We start from the raw sequence: 26,325 nt of genomic DNA on the forward strand, positions 1-26,325 counted from the left end.
GAGTCTTGAGAGTTTGAAATGATGCTTAGCCCTTGGATTTGACATCTTCAAGTGGATACCCGGCATTAACCCAGGCGTTGAGACCGCGTTTAAGGCGATAAATTTTAGTGAACCCCTTCTTGCGAAGCTTCCTGCCCATTTTTGCGGCCTCTTTGCCGCTCTCGTCATATACAATAAGGGGTGAGTCTTCGGCGACCTGCTTGCGGAGTCTGGTCAGCAATTGCTCAATCTCCGCCTCGGGCATGTGAAAGGCCTGGGGCAAGTGTCCTTTATCGTATTCGCGGCGGGCACGTATATCGATAAACTGAGCCGATTCGCGGTTATAAAGGCGAGTGGCTTGTTCGGCGTCGATAGGTTTAACGCCACTGTACCAGTGGAACAGCTCGCCACCTATCCAGTAGATGAGGATAAGTAGGAAGGCGAAGGTCATACCCCAATTGGTCAGTGCGAAATCGATAAACTCTTCCATAGGTTAGCGGTGCCTCATCCTCAACAAAGTATCTGTGTATAGCTCAATTCTAACATTGAAAGGTTACGGGCTGGCTCAGCTACTTGAACATAGGGCATGATACCAGCAGGTTTGCCTTGCTGCAGGCTCGATTGCAGCTACGACTATTAAGTAGGAGCAAATGCCGCGCAGAATGTGGACAAAAGCATACTCTTGCACGATACGCCCAATACCTCTGATGGCATTTCTGCTCGCATTAGCAGCGCCCGGCCATGGCGCTGAGTACGATAGCGAGCGTGAGCATCTTGAGCAATTGCGGCAACAGCTCGAGGAGGTCGAACAGCAATTAGCTGAGGACCGGGCAGAGCGTGATGAAGTTGATGAACAGTTGCAGCGTCTTGACCGCAAGGTCAATCAGAGTGTTGAGCGCCTCCAGCAGTTACGTCGCCAACGTGCATCGCTGCGAGAGAGTATAGAAGAGCTTGAACAAGATTATCGGCAAGAGCAAGAAAGGCTCAGCGAGCAGCGCCAGGCACTACGTGAACAGATAGTAGCCGCATATGCAGCTGGCGAAGATGCGCAGTTGAAAATGCTACTAAATGAGACTGATCCAGGAACCGCGCAACGCCTGCTGGCCTACTATGACTACTTCCACGAGGCTCGTACCGAGCGCATCGAAGATCTGCTCGAGCAGATAAGCAGCCTTATCGATATGCGCCGTGAACTAAACGCGGAAAGAAGTGAGCTGCTAGCTCTCGAAGAGAGCGTAACTGATGAGCGTGATAATCTGCGCGAGAAGCGCGCTCAGCGCGATCGCTATCGCCAGGAACTTGAGCAAAGGATTGCCGAACGGGGACGCTCAGCTCAACAACTTGAGGCCGACGTAGCTGAACAGGAGTCGCTGCTTGAAGAGCTACGCCAACGTTTGGAAGACATTCCCGAAGATTTAGACATAGACAATTTAGCTGAGGCTCGAGGCAGTCTCCCGTGGCCAGTGGAGGGTGATGTCGAGGCCGAATTCGGCGAATCGCGTGGCGGTGGATTGGAGCGCACCGGAATTATAATTAGCGCTTCTCGCGAGTCTGAGGTAGTTGCCGTCGGTCCGGGCCGGGTTGTTTTCAGTGATTGGTTGCGTGGTCTCGGATTGCTAGTCATTATTGACCATGGCGAAGGATTTATGACTCTTTATGGCCATAATGAAGCTCTCTACGTTGAATTAGGCGATTGGATCAATGCAGGTGATCGCATCGCGACTGTAGGCAGCAGCGGAGCTCGGCAAGCCCCTGGCCTCTATTTCGAGATACGCCGTGGGGATGAGCCGCAGAATCCGATAACATGGTTACGCTAGTGGGTCATTAGCAGATTGAATAGTTCATAACCCTAAGGAGCTACAATGCATAAGCTGCGTTCCAGCTGGCTCGCCCTAATCATCGCGACTGCTTTTTTAAGCGGCTGCTTCAGCTTAAACGGCTTGGGAACAGCTCAGGCAGAAGATAATTCACAGGAGCTTTTCGAGACATCTGAGAAGCTCCCCATGGCTGAGCTGGAGCTGCTTACTGAGGTATACGGGCGTATCAAGCGGGATTATGTCGATGAAATAGAAGATGAAAAACTCTTCAAGGCGGCTATCCGTGGAATGCTAAATGAGCTAGATGCCCATACCAGTTATCTAGACGATGAGGAATTGGAAAAACTGCGCGAAGGCACGCGCGGTGAATTCGGTGGCATAGGGCTGGAACTGAGCAGCGATAATGGATTTGTTCAAGTTGTCGCCCCGATCGACGAGACGCCGGCTAGCAAAGCTGGGCTCAAAACAGGGGATATTATAACTAGGGTTAACGGCGAATCGGTCCGCGGTATTGGGATAAACCGTATAGTCAATAAACTCCGGGGTGAGCCGGGGACGAAGGTGAGTCTGACGATCGTCCGCGAAGGTGCTGCCGAACCGCTCTCATTTGAGCTAGAGAGAGACATAATCAAGATCCAGAGCGTGCGCTCCAAGACGCTTACTCCAGGTTACGCCTACGTACGCATAAGTCAGTTCCAGGAAAGAACTGCTGCAGATCTGCACAAGGCATTGGATGATTTAATCGAAGAAAATGAGGACAAAGGCCTCAAGGGGATGATCCTGGATCTGCGTAATAACCCCGGTGGGGTTCTTAATGCGGCGATATCTGTCAGTGATGCATTCTTAGAAGGTGGCCAGATAGTTTACACTGAAGGCAGGGCTAAGGATTCGCGTGTCGATTTTGATGCTAGCGATCAAGACCGCATCGATGGGACACCATTGGTAGTTCTGATTAATCGAGGTTCTGCCTCAGGCTCAGAGATAGTCGCAGGTTCATTACAGGATCGCGATAGGGCGATCATCATGGGACAAACAAGCTTCGGTAAAGGATCTGTGCAAAGTGTAGTGCCCCTTCTAGGTGGGCCAGCAATGAAGCTTACTACCGCCCGCTACTACACCCCCACAGGTCAATCGATCGATAAAAAAGGTGTTGTGCCTGATATCGAGGTCGAAGACCTGCGCCTGGCCGAGGCAAAACAAGCGGAGCGTAGCAAAGAGGCAGAGCTTGAAGGGCTTATGCCTGAAGCAGAGACAGACGATCGATCAGCCGAAGAAGATAAGCTGCGCGATCTTGCGCGTGACGATTATGTCCTGTACGAGGCGCTCAACCTTCTACGCGGTTTAAATATCGTAACTAAAAACTCCCAAAAGCTCCCCCCGGGCCACTCAACTACCCCGGTGGGGAGGACCCCGTGAATCCATCCCTGGAGGCTTCATGGCGCCATCCCCTGGCGCCAAGACCTCCACACCGGGGTAGTTGAGTGGCCCGGGGGGAGCTTTTGGATGGTTCCAACTGGACAATAATCGCTCATTATGGCTACAAGATACTGCGCTATAAGCAAAAGCATGACAAATAACCAGAACGCTATTAGGGAGACTGAGTTCGCAGCTAGCAATAAACTGCCGTGGAAACTTTTTATGCTGCTGCTGCTAGTGGCTGGTTTAAGCGCCGCAAGGGCGGAGCTAGAGGAGTCTACTGTTAGCTCCGATGAGGTAGAGAACGGTGAATATAGATTGGCCGCGCTCATTATTGATGATATCGGTGATCTACGCCAACCAGGAATACGAGCTATTAACCTACCGGCTAATGTAGCCATTTCGGTGCTTCCGCATACGCCTTTCGGTACAGAGCTTGCTGAGTTGGCCCATGAACAGGGCCGTGAGGTGATGCTACATATGCCTATGGAAGCGAAGAACAGAACCGATCCTGGGCCTGGGGCGATATATCTGGATATGGATGAGCACGATGTTCGCCGAGCGATGCGTGCAGCGCTAGCAGATGTCCCTCACGCCCGCGGCGTCAACAACCACATGGGCAGCCTTATTACCCGCCATCCGGGACATATGCAGTGGGTTATGGAGGAACTCAAAAGAGCCGGAGATCTCTATTTCATCGACAGCCGAACCTCAGCACGCTCGGTAGCGCAAGAGTTAGCCAAGGAATATGGGTTGAAGAACAGCGCGCGGGTGATCTTCATCGATCCACAGCGTGATGAGGAGATTATTGAGAAGCAGATAAAAGACTTTATAGCTACTGCGCATAGCGAAGACGGCGCGATAGCGATTGGCCACCCCTATCCAGAGACCCTTGACTTACTAGAAGAGTATTTGCCAAAACTAAGGGGTAAGGGAATCAAATTGGTCCCACCTAGTGTCTTAGTCGATAAACCGGCCGGTGACCCGGTAGAGGAGATGCACCCATGAGCACGCAAGCCTTGCTGCTATTAGCCGAGGGTAGCGAAGAACTTGAGGCGGTAACAGTCGTTGATTTGTTGCGACGCGCCGGGATAAATATCACAGTAGCTGGCCTAGATAGTGGTCTGGTAAAGGCTAGCAGAGGGGTTGTACTCCAACCGGACGTCGCTTTTGACGCTATTGCTGAGCAGAACTTCGATATTGTTATCCTGCCTGGTGGACTAGCAGGCACAGAGAAACTAGAGTCCGATACACGGGTAATTGGCCTGCTGAAAAGCCAAAATGAGGCTGGGCGCTGGATTGCTGCCATTTGTGCTGCACCACGGATACTCGTTGAGGCCGACATTCTTAACAATCGACGTGCTACTGCATTTCCAACCCAACTTGAATCAAAGGGGGTTGAGCCGGTCGATGAGCCAGTGATGGTCGACGGCAATTTGATCACCTCCCGCGGCCCCGGAACTGCTATAGACTTTGCGCTACAGATAATAGAAAAATTAGCCGGTGAGGCCAAAGCAGCGGAGGTCGAAGAGTCACTAAAAAGGCCTGCAGATCATCGTAAGTATTAAGATGATTGGGGTTGCCCTTTACCTAGCGGCGCAGCGCATACCCCAAGCCGATCAGCCCGGCAGAGCCGAGCAGCCATGCAGCTAGCGGGACCTCAGCTAGTGAGTCGGTTGCCCCCCCTTGATAGGCAAGAAGCGCGGCAATTATTAGCGCGCTACCAGCAATAACCGCATACATGCGCCGATTACTCCGCCGCAGATCGTTACGCAGGTTAGCCATCTCTTGACTTTGGCGCTGCATCTCAGTACGCACTGTTTGCAAATCATTGAGTCCGCGATCGAGTCGATTGGGTAATTCCGGCAATTTCTCGCCCCACTCTGGGAACTGCCGGCGCATCTTGCGCATAACCGCATGCGGGCCAAGTTCATCACGCATCCAGCGCTGTAGGAAAGGCTTAGCTGTTACCCACAAATCCAGGTCGGGATATAGACTGCGGCCAAGCCCCTCAACATTAAGGAGTGTCTTCTGCAACAGCACCAACTGAGGCTGGACCTGCATATCGAAGCGCCGCCCGGTTTGAAAGAGTCTGATGAGTAACTGCGCAAAGGATATCTCGTGCAGCGGACGCTCAAATATAGGCTCACAGACGGTGCGAATAGCTGCTTCTAGCTCATCTACCCGGGTGTTCTCAGGTACCCAGCCGGACTCGACGTGCAGCTCTGCAACGCGGCGGTAGTCGCGGTTGAAAAAAGCCATAAAATTACCGGCTAGGTAGTGATGATCAACTGGTGAGAGCGAACCCATAATACCGAAATCGATCGCTATATAGCGTGGGTCGTCAGGGCGATTTGGATCTACAAAGACATTCCCTGGGTGCATGTCGGCATGAAAGAAACTGTGCCGAAAGACTTGGGTAAAGAATATTTCCGTGCCGCGTTCGGCTAGCAACTTAAGGTTGGTGCCATGGGCTCGCAGGGTCTCTATATCACTGACCGGGATACCCTCAATACGCTCCATGACGAGTACATCGCGGCTGGTATACCGCCAAAAGATAGCCGGCACATAGAGCAGGTTAGAATCCTCGAAGTTGCGGCGCAGCTGGGAGGCGTTGGCGGCCTCGCGCATCAGATCTAGTTCATCATTGAGGTTTTTTTCCAGCTCAGCTATCACCTCAACTGGATGCAGACGCCTGGCATCGGGGACATAGCGTTCAGCCAAGCGGGCAGCGGTATAGAGTAACTCGATATCGTGATGGATTACGTTCCGAATTCCCGGCCGAACTATCTTAACCACTACTTCGGTACCGTCATGCAGCTTAGCTCCATGGACTTGTGCAATGGAAGCAGAGGCTATCGGTACATTATTGAATTCGCCAAAGGCGGCGCTAACGGGCTCGCCAAGACTGCGCTCAACAATTCGCCGCGCATCCTCATAAGGGAATGGCGGGACCTTGTTTTGCAGCATGGCGAGTTCTTCGGCGACATCAGCGGGGAGAAAATCGCGTCGCGTGGAGAGAATCTGGCCAAGCTTGACAAAGATGGGCCCGAGCTCTTCAAGGGCACGGCGCAGCCTAACACCCCGGGGGACAGATGAGCTACGCACCCAGCGCCACGGCATGAAGATACCGAGAAAACGCAGAGGCCGAAAAATCGGGGTGGCAAGTACCACCTCATCAACCCCGTTCCGGAGCATAGCGAGCTGGATTCGGGTCAGCCGGAAAAATTGCCCCGGACCGATCATCGCAAAAGATTCTTAGCGCTTGGAGCCTGAGCTAAACCGAAGATCAATATACCCACCCATGGTGAATAGCTACTACTCCCGCAGTCAACAAGTTATAGCCGCAGTCCTCAAAGCCGGCATTTTCCATCATGTTCGATAGTGTCTGAGCATCTGGGTGGACCCGAATTGACTCGGCTAGATAACGATAACTGTCTGGATCATCAACAATTAATTTACCCATTATGGGCATGACCCGAAATGAATAAAGGTCATAAAAAGGCCGCAATGCAGCAACCTGAACATGAGAGAACTCAAGGATTATCGCCCTGCCCCCAGGGCGCAGTACACGTCGCATTTCGGCCAAGGCTCGATCTTTATTTGTGACGTTACGCAGGCCAAAGCCTATAGTTACCCGATCAAAAGAGCCATCGGGAAAGGGCAGGAACTCGGCATCACAGCGCACATAGGAAGCTTGTGAATCAATGCCCTCATTTATAAACCGATCGCGTCCTCGCTGGAGCATTGCAGCGTTAATGTCGCTGAGGACAACATGGCCATCATCACCCACCTTATCAAGCGCTAGCCGAGCTAAATCGCCCGTTCCGCCAGCTAAATCGAGCACATCCTGACCCTTGCTTAGCATGGCTTGGGCTATCGCCCGGCGTTTCCACAACCGGTGCATCCCGGCAGACATTAGATCGTTCATTAAATCATAACGATCTGCCACCGAGTCGAATACCGAACCGACGTGACGCGCTTTCTCAGCAACCGGTACTTCTTGGTACCCAAAGTGAGTGGTCTTATCTTCGTTCAATCTTCTTTCCTTCCCTATCTTGAGGCCTGATCAGCGCATGGCCCCCGAATGAGCTCTGCGCTAAAGAATGTACCTGCTCAGATCCTCATCAGAGGCTAGGCCCGAAAGGTTCTGATCAACATATTCAGCATCAACCGTACGGTTCTGCCCACCTAAATCAGCTGCTTCAAAAGAGAGCTGCTCAAGCAGCCTTTCCATTACGGTGTGTAGCCGCCGTGCGCCGATATTTTCTGTGCTCTCGTTTACTTGGCGGGCAATCTCAGCGATGCGCTGGACACCATCGTCAGTGATCTCCAAAGTAAGATTTTCGGCAGACATCAGGGCCTTGTACTGTGCGACCAACGAACTGTCTGGTTCGGTCAATATACGGACAAACTCCTCTGCGCCAAGGGCATCAAGCTCAACACGGATGGGCAGTCGGCCCTGGAGCTCGGGAATGAGATCTGATGGTTTAGCAACATGGAAAGCGCCAGATGCAATGAACAAGATATGATCGGTACGTACCATGCCGTGCTTAGTGGACACGGTTGCCCCCTCGACTAGGGGAAGCAAATCACGCTGCACTCCCTCTCGAGAAACATCTCCTCCGCTGCCGCTTTGCTCAGCTCTTTTGGTCACTTTGTCGATTTCGTCAAGGAAGACAATGCCCTGCTCTTCAACGCGCTTAACAGCCTCGGCTTTGACCTCCTCCTCGTTGACCATCTTAGCAGCCTCTTCATCGCGGAGAACGCGATGCGCCTCTCGCAAGGGCAGTTTGCGCCGCTGCATACGCTCTTGGCCCATATTCCGAAATAGCCCCTGGAGCTGATTCGACATCTCCTCCATGCCTGGTGGAGCCATGATCTCCACACCTGGGCCGCCAGCCTGTACCTCGACCTCTATCTCTTTGTCATCGAGTTCGCCTTTGCGGATCTTCTGTCGGAACTTTTCCCGCGTCGCGCTCTCGGAGCGATCTTGGGTACTGTCGGAGCTGCTCGGTCGTGGCAAGAGGGCATCGAGGAGGCGCTCCTCAGCAGCATATTCGGCTTGCTGCTGCTTCTCCTGGATGGCCTCTTCACGGACCAACTTAAGGGCTTGATCGGTCAGATCGCGGATGATCGATTCGACGTCGCGACCGACGTACCCTACCTCGGTGAACTTAGTCGCCTCTATCTTGATAAAAGGCGCCCGAGCCAGTTTGGCTAAGCGACGGGCGATCTCAGTCTTACCCACCCCGGTAGGACCGATCATGAGAATATTCTTGGGCGTGATCTCGCTGCGCAACGGCTCCTCGACCTGCATCCGCCGCCAGCGATTGCGCAACGCGATTGCCACTGCACGCTTGGCCTCAGCTTGGCCTACAATATGCTTATCGAGTTCCTGGACGATTTCGCGCGGTGTCATCGTGGCTTCTGTCATGCTCACGGCTCCTCAGGTGCCTCATCGGGCAATGTTTCGATAGTAATGTGGCGATTAGTGTAGACACATATATCACCAGCAATCTCCAGCGAACGTTTGGTAATCTGTTCGGCAGATAGCTCTGTCGATTGCATGAGAGCAGTTGCAGCTGCTTGAGCGTAAGGCCCACCAGAGCCAACCGCCATAAGCGAATTCTCGGGCTCGATGACATCGCCAGTGCCGGATAGGGTAAGGATTGTATCGGTATTGGCGACTATCAGCAGCGCTTCTAGACGGCGCAGAGCACGGTCAGACCGCCACTCCTTAGCTAGTTCAACGGCCGAGCGAGCCAACTGGCCGTGGTGCTTTTCTAACTGACCCTCGAATCGTTCGAATAATGTAAACGCATCCGCAGTCGCACCGGCAAATCCGGCAATCACCCGCCCGTGGTATAGCCGCCTTACTTTACGCGCATTGCCCTTAAGGACTGTGCTGCCCAAAGTAACTTGACCGTCCCCGCCTAGGGCAACACGACCGTTGCGGTGCACAGCCAATATTGTGGTTCCATGTAGTTGTTCCAACACAGCTCTCCGTGAAGCTCGGGATTATCTGGACTTCGATCTTTGTGGGGCATATTGTACAGAAGGGGAGGGGGATGGTGTTATCTCTGTAGCACCATTGAGAGATCCGCTGTTGATATGGGTAATCTATAAGATGAGTTGTTTATTGGAAGAAGATTGGCTGACCCGCTTTGAAACTCACCTAGCTACTGAGAGGCGACTGGCAGAGCTGACTCAAAAAAATTACCAAAGAGACCTTAAGGCGTTCATGAAGTTTTGTGCCGAGCGCGAGGTCGCTTCTTGGAGTAGCGTGAGCGACGCGCTAGTAAGAACGTTTATAGCCCAAGGGCGCCGTCAGGGTTTGGGTTCTGCAAGCCTTGCTCGGCGCTTGGCCGCACTTCGCTCGTTCTTCCGCTTCCTGATCAGAGAGGGTGTTCTTAACAGCGACCCTGCCCAAGATATACAGGCACCTAGAGCCAACAAAAGACTGCCCAATACCCTGGATCCAGATGAGGTCGCGGCGCTTCTGGATGGTGGAGTAAAAACCACGACGACTAATCGTGATGCAGATGATGAGCCACTGCTCATGCGTGATCGAGCCATCTATGAGCTAATCTATTCGAGCGGACTACGGCTAAACGAAGTAGTTAGTCTTAACACCGTCGACGTAGATATAGCAGAAGGTGCCGTCAAGGTCTCCGGTAAGGGTGCCAAGGAACGCATAGTTCCAGTAGGTAACTTGGCTATAAGAGCACTCAAGGCTTGGCTACCGGCGCGATCATTAATGGCAGCGGCTGATGAGCGCGCGATGTTCGTAGGTCGTCACGGTAGGCGGTTGGGGGCGCGGAATGTGCAAAAGAGGTTAAACCAACTAGCAGCTATGAATGGAGTACAGCGCCGGGTCCATCCTCACATGCTACGTCACTCGTTTGCCACGCATCTACTCGAATCAAGTGGTGATCTGCGGGCTGTTCAAGAGTTGCTGGGACATGCGAACCTCTCGACTACCCAAATCTACACCCATCTCGATTTCCAACACCTAGCGCAGGTCTACGATAATGCTCACCCGCGAGCCCGCAAAGGGGGCGAGAACGATTCATAAACCACGCTATAACTCTAGGCTATACGTTTAGCCTTTTTATTCATTCAGCTCCGTATTGGTCAACAAACGCTGTAAGGTTACGGCCGCTACCGTGCCTAGTCGACGCAGAAAGACCGTCCCTTGCCCAGCATGGTAGCGCTCAGGATCGCTGCTTCCGATTCCGAGCAGGCCTAAGGTCCTAGTGTCAGTTACTAAAGGAACAACGGCTGCGCTTGCTAATTGTCTCTCAGTTGTAGGAAAGAGGACTTGCTGTTGAGCCGTGCTAATAGCGCCACAGAGCGGTTTTTGACTATCAAAAATCTCTTGTACAGCCTCTAGCTCACTGCTGTCTGCGGCTACCACCTCTGCTATGGAATCGGTGCGTTCTTCTTCCGCCGCAGACAGGACAAGGACTATCCCCACCGCATCTGCCTGAAAGCCCTCTTGCAGCCCAGAGCGCAGACTAGCAACCGCGCTTTGCAAGTCCTCCGCTCGAATAAGCTCTATAGTCAACTCGTGGAGGCGCTCGGCTGTCCCATCGTTATGACGTGCAACGTTGAGTAGTTCATGCAAGCGTTGATTCAAAGATTGATTCTGTTCGCGCAGAACCTTTACCTGGTACTCGATGAGTGATATAGCGTCGCCACACTCATGACGCAGATCAAGTTGATTAAGGATTTGTGGATGCCGAGCAAAAAAGTCTGGATGCTCTGCTAAGTACTCCGCTACATCCGTCTCGTATACCGCTTTTGATTGTTGTTCCGGTGCGCTTTGGCTCACGCCTAACCTATATGTTTATCTCGCCGTGAAAAACCGCGCGCGCCGGCCCGGTCATCATGACCGGTTCACTGTCCGCGCGCCACCCAATCTCAAGTTGTCCACCTGGCAACTCTACATTAACCGTACTGTCAAGTAAGCCGCGCAAGCGCCCGGCCACAACCGCTGCACAGGCACCGGTGCCGCATGCCGGCGTTTCCCCGACCCCTCGTTCATATACACGCAGCATTACACTATCACGGCTTTTGACTTGCATGAATCCCACATTGGTGCGATTGGGAAATCGTGGATGTGCCCCAATAACAGTTCCTAGCTCATGCACAGGGGCTGTAGCGATATCATCAACGACCAAAACGGCATGTGGATTACCCATCGAGACAGCGCTGATGTCAACGCTGCCTGACGTAGTCTCAAGGTTGTAAGTAACCTCCTGAGCAGATGCCCTAAATGGTATCATTTCCGGCTTTAGTAAAGGTGCGCCCATATCCACGGTCACCTTGCCGTCACGGGCAATCTCAACCACATTGATGCCAAGCCCCGTCTCTACATATATCCGGGGACCGCTAACAATCCCTTCGTTTACTAAAAAACGGGCCAAGCAGCGCACGCCGTTACCACAATGCTCGACTTCACTACCATCGGCATTGAATATTCGGTAGCGTACATCTGCGCCGACATCACGCGCGGCTTCAGCTAACAAAACCTGGTCGCACCCCACACCGCGGCGTCGGTCGGATAATAGCTTTATCTGTTCAGCGCTTAGCTTTAGCGGTTGTTGCATGGCATTAAGGACAACAAAATCGTTGCCCAGCGCTTCCATTTTAGTAAAGCGCATAGACACCTATCCTAGTCGCCAACAAAGACCGATTCGCCACGCATCAGGTCGTCCAAGGTTTCACGGCGGCGGATGAGGTGGGTATGGGAGCCGTCTACCAATATCTCAGCCGGCCGCGGGCGGCTGTTGTACTGTGAGGCCATTGCAAACCCATAAGCCCCAGCGCAGCGTACAGCAAGTATATCACCAGGCTGTACGGCCAGCTGGCAGTCTGTGGCAAAGACGTCGGCAGACTCACAAATGGGGCCAACTACGTCAATACTGCGCTGGCCATCCTGACGCAGGATAATCGGCTCAATGATATGCTCCGCGTTGTAGAGGGCTGGACGCAGGTAATCATTCATACCAGCGTCAACTACCGCGAACTCGCGCTCCCCGTTTTCTTTAAGGTACTCCACCCGGGTTAGTAAAAGTCCTGCCTCAGCTACTATGGCCCGGCCTGGCTCAAATATTAGCTCTACACCCAGGTTGGCTAACGGCGTACTGACCGCAGCTACATGATTGCGCGGATCGGGGGCCTCTTCGTCGACATAACGGACACCAAGGCCACCGCCGACATCGATGTGGGCGATATTAATACCGCTATCTTGGAGGTGGGCAACAAACTCACCTACTCTTTCAGCTGCCTCGCGCAACGGGCGTGTCGACAGAAGCTGTGAGCCAATGTGAAATGCCACCCCTTTGACAGCCAAACTCGGACTCTGGGCCGCTCGCTTGTAGATGTCCTCTGCCTCAGCCAAAGGGATGCCAAACTTACTTTGGGCGAGCCCTGTGGATATATAAGGATGGGTCTCAGGGTCTATATCGGGGTTAATGCGCAGCGCAATTGGTGCACGGGTACGGCTTTCACTGGCTATTTTCTCAATGCGTTCAAGTTCAGCTGTCGATTCAACATTGAAGCACCGTATGCCAGCGAGCAAGGCACGTCGGATCTCCTGGGCACTCTTACCAACGCCCGAAAAGACAACCCGGCTAGCTTCGCCCCCTGCGCGTAATACGCGAGCAAGTTCGCCGCCAGAGACGATATCAAATCCAGCTCCAAATCTGGCGAGTAATGAGAGCAGAGCAAGATTGCCGTTGGCTTTGACTGCGTAACAAATTGAGCCGCGCTTACCCAAAGCCTCTTTATAGGCCATCAAATTTTCTTGCAACATGGCCCTAGAATAGATGTAGCAGGGCGTATCAAACCGCTTAGCTATATCCTGAATTGAGACTGACTCAGCCTGCAGTTCGCCGTTCTCGTTGCGGTAAAAGCCGTCGGCTACGGTCATTGTGTCTCCTCGGCGTTATCTTCCGGTAAGCGGAGTTCAGCCTTTTGGCCGCAGCCAATCAGGGCTAGAAAGAGTAGAGTCAAACAGGAGTAAATGCCTACCTTGGTTACTTTGCTCAGCCAGAGTTCAGCCACCCTATCCTCCTCTGCAGGGCTGCGCAGCTCGCTTCAAAACTGTTATGACCTCTATGCGGGCCATTATAGCCTCTATATCAGGTTTTGAGCTATCAATAGCCGAAGTTATACTTACTATACCAATGCATGATAAATAAACGACGGCAGACAAATGAACGATAATCCACTCTTAGGCTTACATGGAATCGGCCAGAGCGTCTGGTTCGACAATATTCACCGGGGGATGCTCCCCGACGAGTTGCAGAATATGTGTCAGCGCGATGGTCTTAGTGGGATAACTTCCAATCCGGCGATTTTTCAGAAGGCAATAGGCAGTGGCAATGACTATGATGAGGCCATTGCAGAATTGATCGCACAGGGTGAAAGCGATCCCGAGCGCATCTATGAACATCTTGCTACAAGTGACATCCGAGATGCTGCAGATGTATTGCACTCCGTATACAAACACAGTGGGGGGGCGGATGGCTTTGTCAGCATAGAGGTCTCCCCCCGGCTAGCCGATGATGTCAGTGGTACTCTTGAGGAAGCAAAGCGGCTGCTCGAGCTCATTGACCGACCCAATGTCATGATCAAAGTACCTGCTACAGAAGCCGGGGTGGCTGCTATAGAAGAGTTAACCGCTTCTGGAGTATCGGTCAACGCCACTCTCCTGTTCTCAACAGCACGCTATCGCCAGGTGGCTCAAGCCTACATTAAAGGCTTGCAAAGAAGAATCGATAGTGGCTCACCGATCGACGGTATAGCTTCTGTAGCTAGTCTGTTCATCAGTCGTATTGACGCTAAAGTTGATCCACAGCTAGAGCAACACGGTGCAGATTACAATGAATTACAAGGCCAAGCTGCTATAGCCAATGCCCGCTGTGCCTACTCTATTTTTAGAGAACTGTTCCACAGCACAGAGTTCGCCGCTCTTCGGCAGCATAGCGCTAACCCACAACGCTTGTTGTGGGCAAGCACTGGAGTTAAAGGCGACAAGTATCCTGCAACGTACTACATAGAAAACCTTGCCGGGCCCGAGACAGTAACAACCATCCCGCCGGCTACCTATGAGGCATACCGTTGCAGCGGCGATCCCGCCCCTCGTTTGCTTGAGGGAATCGATGCGGCGCCTCAGATTATCGGTAGCATCCGCACCGCCGGTGTCGAACTCGATGCTATCCTGGCGGAGTTAGAGCAGCAGGGGGTAGATGCTTTCGTTGAGGCCTACGATGCCCTGCTGCAAGACTTAAGCAACAAACTTAAGACTTTCCAATAACCGAAGGGGTGCCGGCTTTGGCTACTTACGCGATCGGAGATATCCAGGGTTGCCGGGAGCATCTGGAACGCCTTCTTGAGAGCATAAGATTTGATCCTGCCAAGGATATCATCTGGTTTGTCGGTGACTTAGTCAATCGTGGCCCCGACTCTCTTGGGGTTTTGCGACTAGTTCGCAACCAATTACGTGAGCGAGCGATCTGTGTTATCGGCAACCATGACATTCACTTGATGTCGGTCTGGAGTGGCCATGGTCGGCTCAAGAGCTCGGACACCCTGCGTGCCATCCTCAATGCCGATGACGCCGACGATCTAATAGACTGGTTGCGCCACCGTCCGGTTATGCACTTGGATGAAGAGCTCGGCTATGCCATGACCCATGCCGGCGTGCCTCCGGTATGGAGCGTGGCCGAGGCACAGTTGCGTGCTCTAGAGCTAGAAGAAGCGTTGCGTGGCGGGATAGCGTTTGAGGACCTTATGGATAACATCTACGGGAATCTGCCTACGCAATGGTCCGATGAGCTTACTGGCTACGACCGCCTACGCTATATCACTAACGCCTTCACTAGAATGCGCTTTACCGACTCGAGCGGTCGATTACTGTTGCGTTTTAAAGGGTCACCTAACGATGCCCCGAAAGACCATATCCCTTGGTTTATTACTCGTCAGCGGCTGCGTTCGCGACGCGATCCCATCAAGTTGCTGACTGGTCACTGGTCACGCCTAGGGCTGCACAACGAGGCGGGCCTTATCAGCATCGATACTGGTTGTCTTTGGGGCGCATCATTGACAGCAGTGCGTCTGGATGACGGCAGTGAGCAGATAACCCGGGTAGATTGTAGCAATCTAGCGGGCTAGCCGGCGGTGGATTCTCTTAGCCGCGCCGGTTTGAGGCGACCAAGGTAAGGATCCCCTAGGTTGTAGGTAGTCGCTTTTCTGGGACGGACACGCATCATCGAAGATGCGTGTCCGGTTTGCAGTGGGCGAGCGGTAGCCTGCCTAGATATAGCAGGACAAAACTACCTCATTTATCACCGCCCAATCTCAATCTCCAAAGAACTACCAAAGGCCTTACTGTACCGCTCCTTGAACTGCTCACTGGTGAATGAGTGATTCTGCGTGCCACTCTGTTCGACCTTTATGGCACCCATCAAAGAGGCGATTCGACCTGTGGTTTCCCAGTCAAGATCGCGAAGCAGTCCAAAAAGCAGCCCGGCACGGAAGGCATCACCGCATCCAGTTGGATCGGCTACCTGACTGATTGGGGCTGCTGGTACATGGATGACCTTGCCACCGGTGTAGATGTGTGAACCTTCTGCACCACGAGTAACTATTAATGCCTGAACCTTCTCCGCGATCTCCTCCAGCTTAAGATTGGTGCGCTCCATCAGCAGCTGCGACTCATAGTCATTGACTGCTACCCAGGTGGCACCATCAATAAATTCACGCAACTGATCGCCATCGAAGGCGGGCATTGCTTGGCCGGGATCGAAGATGAACGGTATGCCAGCTTCAACGAACTGTCGGGCATGCTTGACCATTCCTTCCGGTCCGTTAGGTGCTACTACGCCGACTTTTGCGCCGATGTTGGCGGGCACGTCAACCCTGTTTGCCTCGCCCATAGCACCTGGGTGAAAAGCCGTAATCTGGTTGTCGTCAATGTCGGTAGTAATATAGGCCTGAGCAGTGTAATGCTCATTAAGGGTATGGATGTAGCTCTGATCGATACCGTAGCTCTTCATCCAATCTGTATAGGTACCGATGTCGGCGCCGACCGTAGATAGGATCTTCGGCTCCTCACCGAGCATTTTCAGGTTGTAGCCTATGTTACCGGCGCAGCCGCCGAACTCACGGCGCAGCTTCGGCACCATAAAGGAGACATTTAGTATATGCACCTGCTCAGGCAGTATGTGATTACGAAAACGGTCAGGAAAGACCATTATGGTGTCAAAGGCTACAGAGCCACTGATTATGGCGGACATAATTCCTCCTTTTATGAATGTTCTTCCCAGCGCAGATCCAGTTCGCGGGCGGCCTTAACGTCATCAAGTCGACGCACGGGTAAGCAATATGGCGCCCCCTTAACAAGCTCAGGGTTATCACGAGCTTCTTCGCGGATGCGCTCCATTGCCGCAACGAAACCGTCCATCTCGCCCTTGGACTCCGTCTCGGTGGGCTCTATGAGCAGCGCTTCCGGAACTAGTAGCGGGAAGTAGGTGGTAGGTGCATGATAGCCAAGGTCCAGCAGACGCTTGGCAAAATCCATCGCGTTGACACCGAACTCTTTGGCTTCGTTTTTGAGACTGACTATGAACTCATGGCTTGCCCTGCGCTCAGGGTAAGCTACCGTGAAGCCGGCTTCTCGCAAACGCATCATCAAGTAATTGGCATTCAAGGTAGAGTATTCAGCAACGCGAACCATCCCTTCCCGGCCGAGCATGCGCATGTAGACGTAAGCGCGGAGCAAAATCCCTGAGTTACCATTGTAGGTTCCAAGTCTACCGATGGTATCCGGGCAATCGTTCTCATCGAGCCAACGATACTGATCGCCATCCCGGGTTGCCCGCGGTATGGGCAGATAGGGGAGCAGACGTTCATTAACTCCTACTGCACCGGCACCTGGGCCACCACCTCCGTGCGGAGTAGAGAAGGTTTTATGCAGGTTAAGGTGAATTACATCAAAGCCCATATCACCCGGGCGAGCCTTACCTAAAATCGCATTGAGATTTGCGCCATCGTAATAGAGAAGCCCACCGGCCTCGTGAACCAGAGTGGCAATCTCCGTTATGCGGCTCTCAAAGACACCAACCGTTGAGGGATTAGTTAGCATTATGCCGGCCGTCTGTGGCCCCAATGCAGCACGCAGTGCCTCCATATCCACATCGCCATCAGCACCGGTTGGAATCTCCCGAACCTTATAGCCGCACATGGTAGCTGTTGCCGGATTGGTCCCATGAGCGGCGTCGGGAACAATGATCTCGGTGCGCTGCTCGTCGCCGCGGGCCATATGGTAGGCCCGAATCATCGCCACCCCGGCGAATTCGCCTTGTGCTCCAGCCATGATCGAAAGTGAGACATCCTGCATGCCAGTAACTACTGCAAGCTCATTTTGAAGCTCATAGAGGCAGGCGAGAAAACCCTGGCCAGTAGAGTCCGGCGCTAAGGGGTGGCGTTCGATAAACTGCGGCAGCATGGCAAGTTTATTCGCCCCACGTGGGTTGTACTTCATAGTACAAGAGCCGAGCGGATAGAAGTGGGTATCTATTGAGAAATTCTTTTGCGACAGCCGGGTGAAATGGCGCACCGTTTCGAGCTCGGAGACCTCCGGAAGCCTTGGTGGTTTCTGCCGACATAGATGGCGCGGCAAGCGATCAGAGCTAGCCACTGGCCGCGGTGCCTGGGCATACGCACGCCGACCAGAGCGACTGATAGAGTAAATAAGCTCGGATTGTGACTCTTCAGACATAACTGAGTTATCTCCTAGGGGTGTAGACTAATGGCGCAAACAATGGAAATTTCTGGATGTGCCTTAGCTCAACACCTCGGCTAACGCCGCAGCGTACTGATCAACTTCCTCGTTAGTGCGAGTCTCGGTAGCGCAAACCAACAGCGCAGACCCAAGCTCTGGGTAATCACTGCTCAGGTCATAGCCGCCGAGGATGCCCCGTTCCGCGAGCCCTGCTAAGACTTGATCAACCGGCTTGGGCAGGCTCAGCGCAGCCTCATGAAAGAACGGGGTATCAAAAAGGCGTTCTACGCCTTCTATCCCAGTTAATCGGTTAACCAGCAAATTGGTCTGCTCATGGCTGGCCGCTGCGACCCTGGCTAAGCCCTCGGATCCTAGCAGGGACATATGTATTGTAGCTGCGGTAGCCATAAGACCTTGGTTAGTGCAAATGTTAGATGTAGCCTTGGAACGCCTGATATGCTGTTCCCGAGCCTGTAAGGTCAAGGTATAACCGGTCTTGCCATCAAGATCTACGGTCTTGCCCACCACTCGTCCAGGCAATTGGCGGACATGCTCTTTGCGCGTGGTCATGAAACCAAAATAAGGGCCGCCGGAGGACATCGGAATGCCAAGGGGTTGACCCTCTCCGCAGGCGATATCGGCTCCCGCACTCCCCCATTCACCTGGCGGTGTCAGTAGCGCCAGAGTTATCGGGTTAACCACAGCTATGGCGAGGGCCTTCATGCTATGCGCCCAGTCGGTCAGAGAATCGACCTCTTCGAGGACGCCGAAGAAATTCGGCTGCGGGATTATAACCGCAGCAAAAGAATCATCCTCAAAACGCCCAAGAGCCTCGGCATCTATGCGCCCATGGGTTGCATCGAGCGGGGCATCAACCAGTTCAATACCTTGCGGAGCAACAATCGTCTCCACTACCTGACGATAGCGCGGGTGAATGGTGCGCGGGATTAGTATCCGTTTGCTCTTGGCTTTGCGGTTAGCGCGTACCGCCATAAGCACCGCTTCAGCCAACCCGGTTGCTGCATCGTACAGCGAGGCATTGGCAGCATAGAGCCCAGTGAGTTCTGAGATCATCGTCTGGAACTCATAGATTTGCTGCAGCGTTCCCTGAGATGCCTCGGCCTGATAGGGCGTGTAGGCGCTGTAAAATTCCCCGCGCGTAGTTAGCTCCCAAACTGCTGCAGGGATATGATGATCATAAGCACCCGCCCCAACGAAGCAGATGGGTTGAGCATCAGACTGGGCGCGGGCTCGCATCAGTCGAGTTACCTCCATCTCTGTCATGCCACTTGGGATGGCATCGAGAGAGGCTCCCTTGAGCGAAGCGGGTATTTCATCGAAGAGGTCATCTATCCGCTCGACGCCGAGGGCATCAAGCATCTCCTGAACTTCTTGCTCAGTGTGCGGTACAAAAGGCATGTCTCATTCCCGTATTAGCAAGCGGTCTTAACCTTCCTCAGCGACAAGTTCCTGATAGGCGCTGGCGTCTAAAAGATTATCCAACTCATTCGGGTCACTAAGCTTGACGCGCATTACCCAACCATCGCCATACGGATCGTTATTGATTAGTTCCGGGCTGTCGGCGAGTTCTTCATTCGCTTGGACAACTTCGCCCGAGATGGGAGCATATAGGTCTGATGCTGCCTTTACCGATTCGATTACAGCACACCCCTCTTCAGCACTGATGCTTGTTCCCTCTTCCGGGGGTTCAGCGAAGACAATGTCGCCCAAAGACTCCTGGGCGTGATCGGTAATACCCACAGTTACATGTGCATCGTCCTCGCGACGAACCCACTCGTGATTACGGGTATATTTGAGATCTTCAGGTATCTGGCTCATGAGAAACGCTCCTCACGGTTCTAAAATATGATTCGGTTCGGTGTAGACTAGACTAAGTCGAAGTCTGACAGACTAGGCCAAAACTGGTGCGATATGGACTAAACAAGCACCTTGCCGTTGCGCACGAATACCGGCTCTACTATGCGCGCGCCTACCTCGCGGCCGCGGATGATCACGGTTGCCTGCTCTGCAGTGGTAGTGCTCGGTACTTTAGCGAGCGCAATGGGGCCGCCAACCGTCGGCGCGTGCCCACCGCTGGTGACAATACCTGCACCAGCATCGGTCCGCACCTCGTAACCGCTACGTGCTGGCGCACGCCCCTCAACCACCAAACCTACCTGCTTCATAGCGGGCCCTGACTGGCGCTGCTGTTCGAGCGCCGTGCGGCCAATAAAGTCACGATCAGTCGGTTCCCAGGCAACCGTCCAGGCGAGCCCTGCCTCTAAAGGGGAAGTTCGCTCATCCATCTCATTGCCATTAAGATTGAGTCCCGCTTCTAACCGCAGGCTATCTCTAGCCCCTAAGCCGCAGGGCTGTGCTCCTTGTTCAATGAGCGACTGCCACAGTTGGGAAGCGTCCGCAGCTGGTAGCGCGATTTCAAACCCGTCCTCACCAGTGTATCCGGTACGGCCGAAGAAGTAATCACCCAGGTTAGCGCTAGCAAATAGCTTAAGCTCGAGTACTCCCTGCGCTTCTTCACCAAAGATAGCTTCTACCGCGGTAGCGGCTTGGGGCCCCTGGATAGCTATTAGTGCCAGCTCATCACGTGGTCTGACTTCAACAGATTCGCGCGCTGCCTCGCTCTGCAGGATCTCCATGACCCTCTCGCGGGTAGCCGCATTGGAGATTATTCGGTAGCTGTCAGAACCACAGTGGTAAACGATCAAATCGTCTATCACACCACCCTGCTCATTAAGCAGACAGCTGTATAACGCTTTCCCCTGCTTGCCGTCCAATTTGGCCACATCGTTGGCGAGTAGCCGGCGCAGCAGGCTGCGCGCTCCCCCGCTGAGGTCGGTTATAACCATGTGGGAGACGTCGAACAAGCCAGCCTTATCGCGCACGGCATGGTGCTCATTCAACTGTGAACCATAGTGCAATGGCAGAGCCCAGCCATGGTAATCGACCATACGGGCGCCATTGGCCTGATGTATATCATAGAGCGGAGTACGTTGCGACATTTTTGCTATCGTGTCCGAGGGTAAGCGGGATACTATACGCACTTTTGGGGCCAAATAACAAATCTTGCCGCCATAATCTCTACCACCCTGGCTATACCTGCTCTCTTTAAGGAGACCTCTCAAACTTCTCCCGGCGCCATTAGCTACCCCGGTGTGGAGGACGCCGTGCATCCCATCTCTGGCCTCTAGAGGCCTCATGGCACAACCCCTGGCGCTAAGACCTTCACACCTGGGTAGCTAATGGCGCCGGGGGAGGATTAAGAGACGCCCTTAAGTTGCCCTTGCAGAACCACGCACTAGCAGGATAACCGGCAGTAGGCCAACTATTACCAAGGTTATCGCAGGAAGCGCTGCGCGCTCCCACTGCCCCTCAAAGGTCATCTCAAATATTCGTATTGCCAGCGTATCCCAACCGAACGGACGCAGCAATAAAGTCGCCGGCATCTCTTTCATAACATCAACACCGACGAGCAAAAGAGCGGTAAGGAGCCCAGGGGTCAGGATAGGTACGTATACTCTCTTGATTACCTCTCGCTCCGTAGCTCCGAGGCTACGCGCAGCATCACGCAGTTCGGGACGGATACGCTCAAAACTGCTATCTACAGCACCAAAAGCTACAGCCATGAACCTTATCACGTAAGCTAGAATCAGGGCGCCTACGCTGCCGGCAAGAAATGTAGTGCCCAATCCTCCCCACGGTTCAATGAGCGCGGCCAGAGAGTGGTCGATCCAGGTCAAGGTCAGCATTATGCCTACAGCGAGAACCGAACCGGGCAAAGCGTACCCGAGGGTCGATGCAGTTACTGCTCTACGGGTGATCGTATCGGGCTGAACGCGTCTAGCGTAGGCGAGAAGAAGGGCTATTAGTACAGTTAGCACGGCAGCTATTGCGCCGAGGGTAACGGTGTTGCGGATGATGCCAAAGTAAGCCGGATCAAAACTATCGATTTCGCTAGCTGCCCAGATTAGCAATTGGATCATCGGCAAAACGAAACCAAGCAACAGTACCGTGCTCGCTGCCGCAGTAGCCGCCCAGCGCCGCCAACCGCGCAGATAGATACGTTCGACATAGCGAGTAGTAGCGCCTTGATCAAACCGAGCCCGACCTCTTGCCCGGCGCTCGATCCAAAGACCGGTCAGGACTATCAACAACAAAATGGCGGCAAGCTGTGCAGCCGCCTCTATGCTGTAGAACCCGAACCAAGCGCGATAGATAGCGGTGGTGAAAGTCTGGAAATTAAAGATTGAGACGGCGCCGAAGTCAGCTAGTGTCTCCATTAGTGCTAAGGCTGTACCCGCTGCAATCGCCGGCCTTGCCATAGGTAAAGCAACCCGACCGAACGCCGCCCAAGGACCAAGACCTTGAATTCTTGCCGCCTCCAGAGGGGTGCGCCCCTGCGCTAAGAAGGCGGCACGGGTAAGCATATACACATAGGGATAGAAAACTAGGGCCATGACCAGCACTACACCGGGTGCCGAACGCACCGGCGGGAGTTGGAATTCAGGCCCAAATATATCGCGCAGAGAGGTTTGTAACGGCCCTGAGTATTCGAAGAAACCTACGAATACGAAAGCGAGGACATAAGCAGGCACGGCTAGGGGCAGCATAAGGGCCCAATCGAAAAACTTACGCCCGGGAAACTCGCAGACTGCGGTCAGCCAAGCCAACCCCACACCTATGAACATAACCGCAAAGCCAACACCAAAGATCAAAATCGCGGTGTTGCGCAATATCTGCGGCAAAAGGGTATTGGCGAGATGGTTCCATATCTCGTACTCAGGGTTTACCCAGGAGATTATGGTGACCATGATTGGGCCGAACATAACGACCCCGACGGCTATGGCAAACAACCGCCAGGGTCCAATGCGCTGCCAATATTGGCGCAGCCACGCTGCTCCGTCACGCTTTTGCATGCTTGTGGGCGTGCTGCTCACCAGCCCAGCCTAGCGGTATCCGGCACGATCCATGAGCATGGTTGCTTCACGCTGTAATCGACCAGCCTCGCTAACGTTGATGGTGTCCTCTTTGAATTCTCCCCACTCGGCGACTATAGGGTCGAGATCAACGCCCTCAGCAGCTGGGTACTCCAGATTTAGAGCGGCAAAACTCTCCTGTGCCTCATCACCGGCGAGCCATTCTATCAACTCTTGAGCCAGTTCTGGGTTGGAGGCATGGCGGGTTACACCAGCTCCAGAGACGTTAACGTGGACCCCACGCTCATCCTGATTGGGCCAAAACACCTCCACTGGATAATCCGGGTCATCGCGCAATAGACGGCCGAGATAGTAGGTGTTAACAATACCAACATCGCACTGCCCAGCCTCAATGGCCTCTATCACCGATGTATCGTTGGAGAAAGGATCAGTGGCAAGATTGGCAACCCAGCCCTCAACAACGTCTGTTGTATCTTCCTCACCTAGGTGATGCAGGAGCATAGCCACTAAAGATTGGTTATACACTTTTTGTGAGGTGCGGAGACAGAGCCGGTCCTGCCACTTCTCATCGGCAAGCCCCTCGTAAGTATTGAGCTCGTCAGGATCGACGCGATCCGGGCTATATACTATGGTTCGAGCGCGGACTGACAATCCAAACCAGCGGTCTTCGGGGTCGCGCAGGTGTTCTGGTATGCGCTCGCCTAATTGCGGTGATTCAATGGGTTTGAGCAGATCGTTGGTCGCGGCCTGATAAAGGTTGCCAGCATCAACCGTCATCAGAACGTCTGCAGGGGTACGTTCACCTTCGGCACGGAGGCGCTCCATCAAGGGGCCAGCCTCATCCGTTACATAACGCACTGAGATGCCGGTATCTTCACTAAATTTCTCGAAGATAGGCTTGATGAGGTGCTCTTGGCGGGCTGAGTAGACGGTTATTTCATCATCTGCTACATCTGCACACCCGATGAAAGAGGTTGCTCCAACAGCTATAAGCGCAAGTCCTACTTGTGAAACAATGGTGTTCCTAGACATTGATGGCCCTCTTGGCAAAATAGCTCTGCTTCGGTCCGGTTATGATAATGATTCTTGTTTATAATTTGCAAGACATCATTGCCTCCACCTCAACCGGATTCTTGGGAACACCCTCAGTCAACACCCAGGGGAGATTGGCAGTGACCGCAACATCGTCTTCGATGCGCACCCCAATACCCCGCCAGCGCTCGTCAATCTCGGTGCTTCCTGGCGGACAATAGAGCCCAGGCTCAACAGTAACGACCATGCCCTCTTGGAGCTCTTGCCACTTACCTTCTAACGCAAGGGGGCCAACATCGTGAACATCCATGCCCAACCAGTGGCCAGTTCGATGGGGATAGAACCGCCGGTGCTCACCGCGCTCAATAAGGTTATCGATATCCCCGCTAAGCCAGTCTAGATCTACCATGCCCTGGACAAGAACTCGCGTTGCTCGCTGATGGAAATCATCAAAGGTACGACCACAGCATACCTCTTCAATGGCTGCCTGCTGAGCGGCAAGTACTATCTCGTAGACGGCACGCTGTTCACCACTAAATCGGCCATTTACCGGAAAGGTGCGTGTTATATCAGCAGCATAGCCGTCAAGCTCGGCTCCGGCATCGATTAGCACTAAATCGCCATCGCGTAGTAATTCGCGGTTGGTGACATAATGCAGTGTGCAAGCATTGGCGCCGCCAGCGACAATGCTTGGATATGCCGCTTCGCCACCGTGGCGGTGGAAAATTGCCAGTATCTCAGCAGCAAGTTCATATTCTGGCATCGCGGGTTGGGCTACCTGCATAGCTCGCCGGTGGGCACTTACCGTAACCCCCGCGGCGCGGTGCATCGCATCAAGCTCCTCAGCGCTTTTAATGAGGCGCATAGAGTGGATGTTGTTGTCAAAGGTCTGAATGCAAACCGGCGGCTGCTGGGTCGCCCTACACAACCTGCGTGCGCTCCTAAACCAGTCAAGCATGCGCCGATCTCCATGCTCATCACGGCCAATCGGGTAGTTGATGATCTCTCTGCCCACCAATAATTCAGGCAATTTCTGCCCAATCTCTGCGAGTGGATAGGCCTGATCGGCTCCGAATAACTCCTTGGCATCTTCGGTTCCATAGCGCTTGCCTGACCAACGCTCCTGTTCAGGATCACGTTCGCGGACAAAAAGGATAAACTCACCACCCGCACGATTCGGCAGCAGCACTGCTACGGCATCAGGCTCCGGAAAACCAGTAAGATATAGAAAATCACTATCCTGGCGAAACACATGCTCCACGTCGCGGTTACGCGTTTTCTCAGAAGCTGCGGGGATAATCAAGGCTTGACGCTCACTGCATTGATTTAGCAGCGCTTGGCGCCTCTTTTCAGAGACTTTCCTGTGAAGCGAGTCCATTCAAAAACCTTAATGATTATTGTCGTCAATAAATGTATGCAACAAATGCTCTCGGCACAGCAGCACCGCAACCCTGACGTACTCTACTAGCTCGGCATAAGACTCTTCATCATCCTCCTCATCATCTGGCTGCGCTGCAACACGCGCAATCTCACTCAAATCATGAAGAACCTCGCGCACATTGGCCGGTAAAGTTGAGTCGGATCCAGGCTCGCTGCGGCCAATACCGAACAAAAAACCACTGCACCAAGCTGCCAGAGCTCTGCTGCGCTCGGGAAGCGAAGAGTGTTCGCCAGGCAACATGGGATGAAACTCAAAGTTCTCATCAGCCAATCCGGCCGCTGTCTCATCGTAAAGGATGGTAAGCATCTCCAGACACGCTCGCGCGGCCTCGCCGCGTGGTTCTGTATCGGCAAGTACGTCAGCTATCCATCGTGCCTGGCTTGTATCTTGCGCTCCTGTTAGCACACCACAGAGCATACCGTGGCTTTCTGCTGCACCAACATGTGCACCTACTGCCTGAAGTGACTCTTCAACACTGTCGTAACGCTCTTCCCAACCCATCTTTAGCATGCTTCCTTTACGATAATTATCCGCATGTCGTAGTGTTTTTACTGATCTTGTGGCAATTATAGGCAATCGAGTATATAGGAATATTGGCCGATAGCGCGATGCATTGCAGATTGACCCGAGGTTATTGTAAGACTATAGTCGAAAATCCTGGAGGTACTCCAAGTGGCTGATAAATCGGTTGAAGAGTTGGACAACTTGGAGCAGCGCGTAGAGCACGTTATCGCTGAATGCCAGCGGCTGCGCGAGGAGAACCGCGTCCTCCACGAGACCCAAGAGCAGCTTAAGGCTGAACGTGCCACCCTACAAGAGAAAAACGAGTTAGCAAGATCGCAGATTGAGTCAATGATCAGCCGACTTAAGGCTATGGAGCAATAGAAC

General features: G+C 53.4%; 26 protein-coding genes. 8 read left to right on the top strand and 18 right to left on the bottom strand.

Annotated elements, in window-relative coordinates; all coding sequences use genetic code 11:
* Nucleotides 1–25: 25 nt before the first annotated feature.
* On the bottom strand, nt 26–469 hold the full coding sequence (locus HH1059_RS00080) for a rhodanese-like domain-containing protein (protein WP_096406862.1): 444 nt from the start codon (nt 467–469) through the stop codon (nt 26–28).
* Nucleotides 470–641: 172 nt separating this feature from the next.
* Between HH1059_RS00080 and HH1059_RS00085 the strand changes: the two genes are divergently transcribed.
* The 4 genes from HH1059_RS00085 to HH1059_RS00100 all read left to right on the top strand — a co-directional run bounded on the left by HH1059_RS00085 (nt 642) and on the right by HH1059_RS00100 (nt 4,780).
* Complete coding sequence (locus HH1059_RS00085; RefSeq protein ID WP_162549252.1) at nt 642–1,796, top strand: murein hydrolase activator EnvC family protein; 1,155 nt, start codon at nt 642–644, stop codon at nt 1,794–1,796.
* Between the two features lie 45 nt (nt 1,797–1,841).
* Entirely contained in the window at nt 1,842–3,212 is a 1,371-nt protein-coding gene (locus HH1059_RS00090) for a S41 family peptidase (protein WP_096406868.1), read from the top strand.
* Between the two features lie 150 nt (nt 3,213–3,362).
* Complete coding sequence (locus HH1059_RS00095) at nt 3,363–4,220, top strand: divergent polysaccharide deacetylase family protein (protein ID WP_231901966.1); 858 nt, start codon at nt 3,363–3,365, stop codon at nt 4,218–4,220.
* Entirely contained in the window at nt 4,217–4,780 is a 564-nt protein-coding gene (locus HH1059_RS00100; protein ID WP_096406871.1) for a DJ-1 family glyoxalase III, read from the top strand. The genes HH1059_RS00095 and HH1059_RS00100 overlap by 4 nt, the downstream gene beginning before the upstream one ends.
* 22 nt (nt 4,781–4,802) lie before the next feature.
* Here the strand turns inward: HH1059_RS00100 and ubiB are convergent, their stop codons facing one another.
* From ubiB to hslV, 4 genes are read right to left on the bottom strand one after another with little or no spacing between them, the layout of a single operon-like run.
* Nucleotides 4,803–6,458 (bottom strand): ubiquinone biosynthesis regulatory protein kinase UbiB, encoded by a 1,656-nt coding sequence (gene ubiB, locus HH1059_RS00105; RefSeq protein WP_096406873.1) that lies wholly within the window; start codon nt 6,456–6,458, stop codon nt 4,803–4,805.
* A 43-nt stretch (nt 6,459–6,501) separates the two neighbouring features.
* Complete coding sequence (ubiE, locus tag HH1059_RS00110) at nt 6,502–7,251, bottom strand: bifunctional demethylmenaquinone methyltransferase/2-methoxy-6-polyprenyl-1,4-benzoquinol methylase UbiE (protein ID WP_096406876.1); 750 nt, start codon at nt 7,249–7,251, stop codon at nt 6,502–6,504.
* A 60-nt stretch (nt 7,252–7,311) separates the two neighbouring features.
* Nucleotides 7,312–8,649 (bottom strand): ATP-dependent protease ATPase subunit HslU, encoded by a 1,338-nt coding sequence (gene hslU, locus HH1059_RS00115; protein ID WP_096406878.1) that lies wholly within the window; start codon nt 8,647–8,649, stop codon nt 7,312–7,314.
* A 2-nt stretch (nt 8,650–8,651) separates the two neighbouring features.
* Nucleotides 8,652–9,209, bottom strand: a complete 558-nt coding sequence (gene hslV / locus HH1059_RS00120; protein WP_096406881.1) for an ATP-dependent protease subunit HslV — start codon at nt 9,207–9,209, stop codon at nt 8,652–8,654.
* A gap of 133 nt (nt 9,210–9,342) precedes the next feature.
* Here hslV and xerC point away from each other — a divergent pair, with 133 nt between their 5' ends.
* Nucleotides 9,343–10,290, top strand: a complete 948-nt coding sequence (gene xerC, locus HH1059_RS00125; RefSeq protein ID WP_096410263.1) for a tyrosine recombinase XerC — start codon at nt 9,343–9,345, stop codon at nt 10,288–10,290.
* 36 nt (nt 10,291–10,326) lie between these two features.
* On the opposite strand, the gene HH1059_RS00130 is transcribed toward xerC, so the two are convergent.
* From HH1059_RS00130 to HH1059_RS12975, 4 genes are read right to left on the bottom strand one after another with little or no spacing between them, the layout of a single operon-like run.
* Nucleotides 10,327–11,049: a DUF484 family protein gene (locus HH1059_RS00130; RefSeq protein WP_096406883.1), complete on the bottom strand. Its 723-nt coding sequence runs from the start codon at nt 11,047–11,049 to the stop codon at nt 10,327–10,329.
* A 7-nt stretch (nt 11,050–11,056) separates the two neighbouring features.
* Nucleotides 11,057–11,887: a diaminopimelate epimerase gene (gene dapF / locus HH1059_RS00135; RefSeq protein WP_096406886.1), complete on the bottom strand. Its 831-nt coding sequence runs from the start codon at nt 11,885–11,887 to the stop codon at nt 11,057–11,059.
* Between the two features lie 5 nt (nt 11,888–11,892).
* Entirely contained in the window at nt 11,893–13,152 is a 1,260-nt protein-coding gene (lysA, locus tag HH1059_RS00140) for a diaminopimelate decarboxylase (protein ID WP_096406889.1), read from the bottom strand.
* Entirely contained in the window at nt 13,149–13,286 is a 138-nt protein-coding gene (locus HH1059_RS12975; RefSeq protein ID WP_162549253.1) for a hypothetical protein, read from the bottom strand. Before HH1059_RS12975 ends, lysA begins: the two co-directional genes overlap by 4 nt.
* A gap of 151 nt (nt 13,287–13,437) precedes the next feature.
* Between HH1059_RS12975 and tal the strand changes: the two genes are divergently transcribed.
* Both tal and HH1059_RS00150 read left to right on the top strand, forming a co-directional pair.
* Nucleotides 13,438–14,541: a transaldolase gene (gene tal / locus HH1059_RS00145; protein ID WP_096406891.1), complete on the top strand. Its 1,104-nt coding sequence runs from the start codon at nt 13,438–13,440 to the stop codon at nt 14,539–14,541.
* Between the two features lie 17 nt (nt 14,542–14,558).
* Nucleotides 14,559–15,398 (top strand): symmetrical bis(5'-nucleosyl)-tetraphosphatase, encoded by an 840-nt coding sequence (locus HH1059_RS00150; RefSeq protein ID WP_096406894.1) that lies wholly within the window; start codon nt 14,559–14,561, stop codon nt 15,396–15,398.
* Nucleotides 15,399–15,571: 173 nt separating this feature from the next.
* Here the strand turns inward: HH1059_RS00150 and HH1059_RS00155 are convergent, their stop codons facing one another.
* The 9 genes from HH1059_RS00155 to HH1059_RS00195 all read right to left on the bottom strand — a co-directional run bounded on the left by HH1059_RS00155 (nt 15,572) and on the right by HH1059_RS00195 (nt 25,938).
* Entirely contained in the window at nt 15,572–16,522 is a 951-nt protein-coding gene (locus HH1059_RS00155; protein WP_096406898.1) for a carbohydrate kinase family protein, read from the bottom strand.
* Nucleotides 16,523–16,533: 11 nt separating this feature from the next.
* The gene (gene gcvPB / locus HH1059_RS00160) at nt 16,534–18,006 is read right to left on the bottom strand and encodes an aminomethyl-transferring glycine dehydrogenase subunit GcvPB (protein ID WP_096406901.1); all 1,473 of its coding nucleotides are present in this window, start codon (nt 18,004–18,006) and stop codon (nt 16,534–16,536) included.
* 63 nt (nt 18,007–18,069) lie between these two features.
* Nucleotides 18,070–19,428: an aminomethyl-transferring glycine dehydrogenase subunit GcvPA gene (gcvPA, locus tag HH1059_RS00165; protein WP_096406903.1), complete on the bottom strand. Its 1,359-nt coding sequence runs from the start codon at nt 19,426–19,428 to the stop codon at nt 18,070–18,072.
* A 27-nt stretch (nt 19,429–19,455) separates the two neighbouring features.
* Nucleotides 19,456–19,848: a glycine cleavage system protein GcvH gene (gene gcvH / locus HH1059_RS00170; protein WP_096406906.1), complete on the bottom strand. Its 393-nt coding sequence runs from the start codon at nt 19,846–19,848 to the stop codon at nt 19,456–19,458.
* Nucleotides 19,849–19,946: 98 nt separating this feature from the next.
* Nucleotides 19,947–21,029 (bottom strand): glycine cleavage system aminomethyltransferase GcvT, encoded by a 1,083-nt coding sequence (gene gcvT, locus HH1059_RS00175; protein WP_096406909.1) that lies wholly within the window; start codon nt 21,027–21,029, stop codon nt 19,947–19,949.
* A 270-nt stretch (nt 21,030–21,299) separates the two neighbouring features.
* Nucleotides 21,300–22,943 carry an ABC transporter permease gene (locus HH1059_RS00180; protein ID WP_096406911.1) on the bottom strand — a complete coding sequence of 548 codons (1,644 nt, stop codon included), beginning with the start codon at nt 22,941–22,943 and terminating at the stop codon, nt 21,300–21,302.
* A 30-nt stretch (nt 22,944–22,973) separates the two neighbouring features.
* Nucleotides 22,974–23,996: a Fe(3+) ABC transporter substrate-binding protein gene (locus tag HH1059_RS00185; protein WP_096406914.1), complete on the bottom strand. Its 1,023-nt coding sequence runs from the start codon at nt 23,994–23,996 to the stop codon at nt 22,974–22,976.
* Nucleotides 23,997–24,054: 58 nt separating this feature from the next.
* Nucleotides 24,055–25,374: an aminopeptidase P N-terminal domain-containing protein gene (locus HH1059_RS00190; protein ID WP_096406917.1), complete on the bottom strand. Its 1,320-nt coding sequence runs from the start codon at nt 25,372–25,374 to the stop codon at nt 24,055–24,057.
* A 9-nt stretch (nt 25,375–25,383) separates the two neighbouring features.
* A complete protein-coding gene (locus HH1059_RS00195) occupies nt 25,384–25,938 on the bottom strand; it encodes a UPF0149 family protein (protein ID WP_162549254.1) in 555 nt (184 codons plus the stop codon).
* A 171-nt stretch (nt 25,939–26,109) separates the two neighbouring features.
* Here HH1059_RS00195 and HH1059_RS00200 point away from each other — a divergent pair, with 171 nt between their 5' ends.
* Nucleotides 26,110–26,322 carry a TIGR02449 family protein gene (locus tag HH1059_RS00200; RefSeq protein WP_096406922.1) on the top strand — a complete coding sequence of 71 codons (213 nt, stop codon included), beginning with the start codon at nt 26,110–26,112 and terminating at the stop codon, nt 26,320–26,322.
* Nucleotides 26,323–26,325 lie beyond the last annotated feature (3 nt).

This window comes from Halorhodospira halochloris (assembly GCF_002356555.2).
GTDB classification, from domain to species: domain Bacteria; phylum Pseudomonadota; class Gammaproteobacteria; order Nitrococcales; family Halorhodospiraceae; genus Halorhodospira; species Halorhodospira halochloris.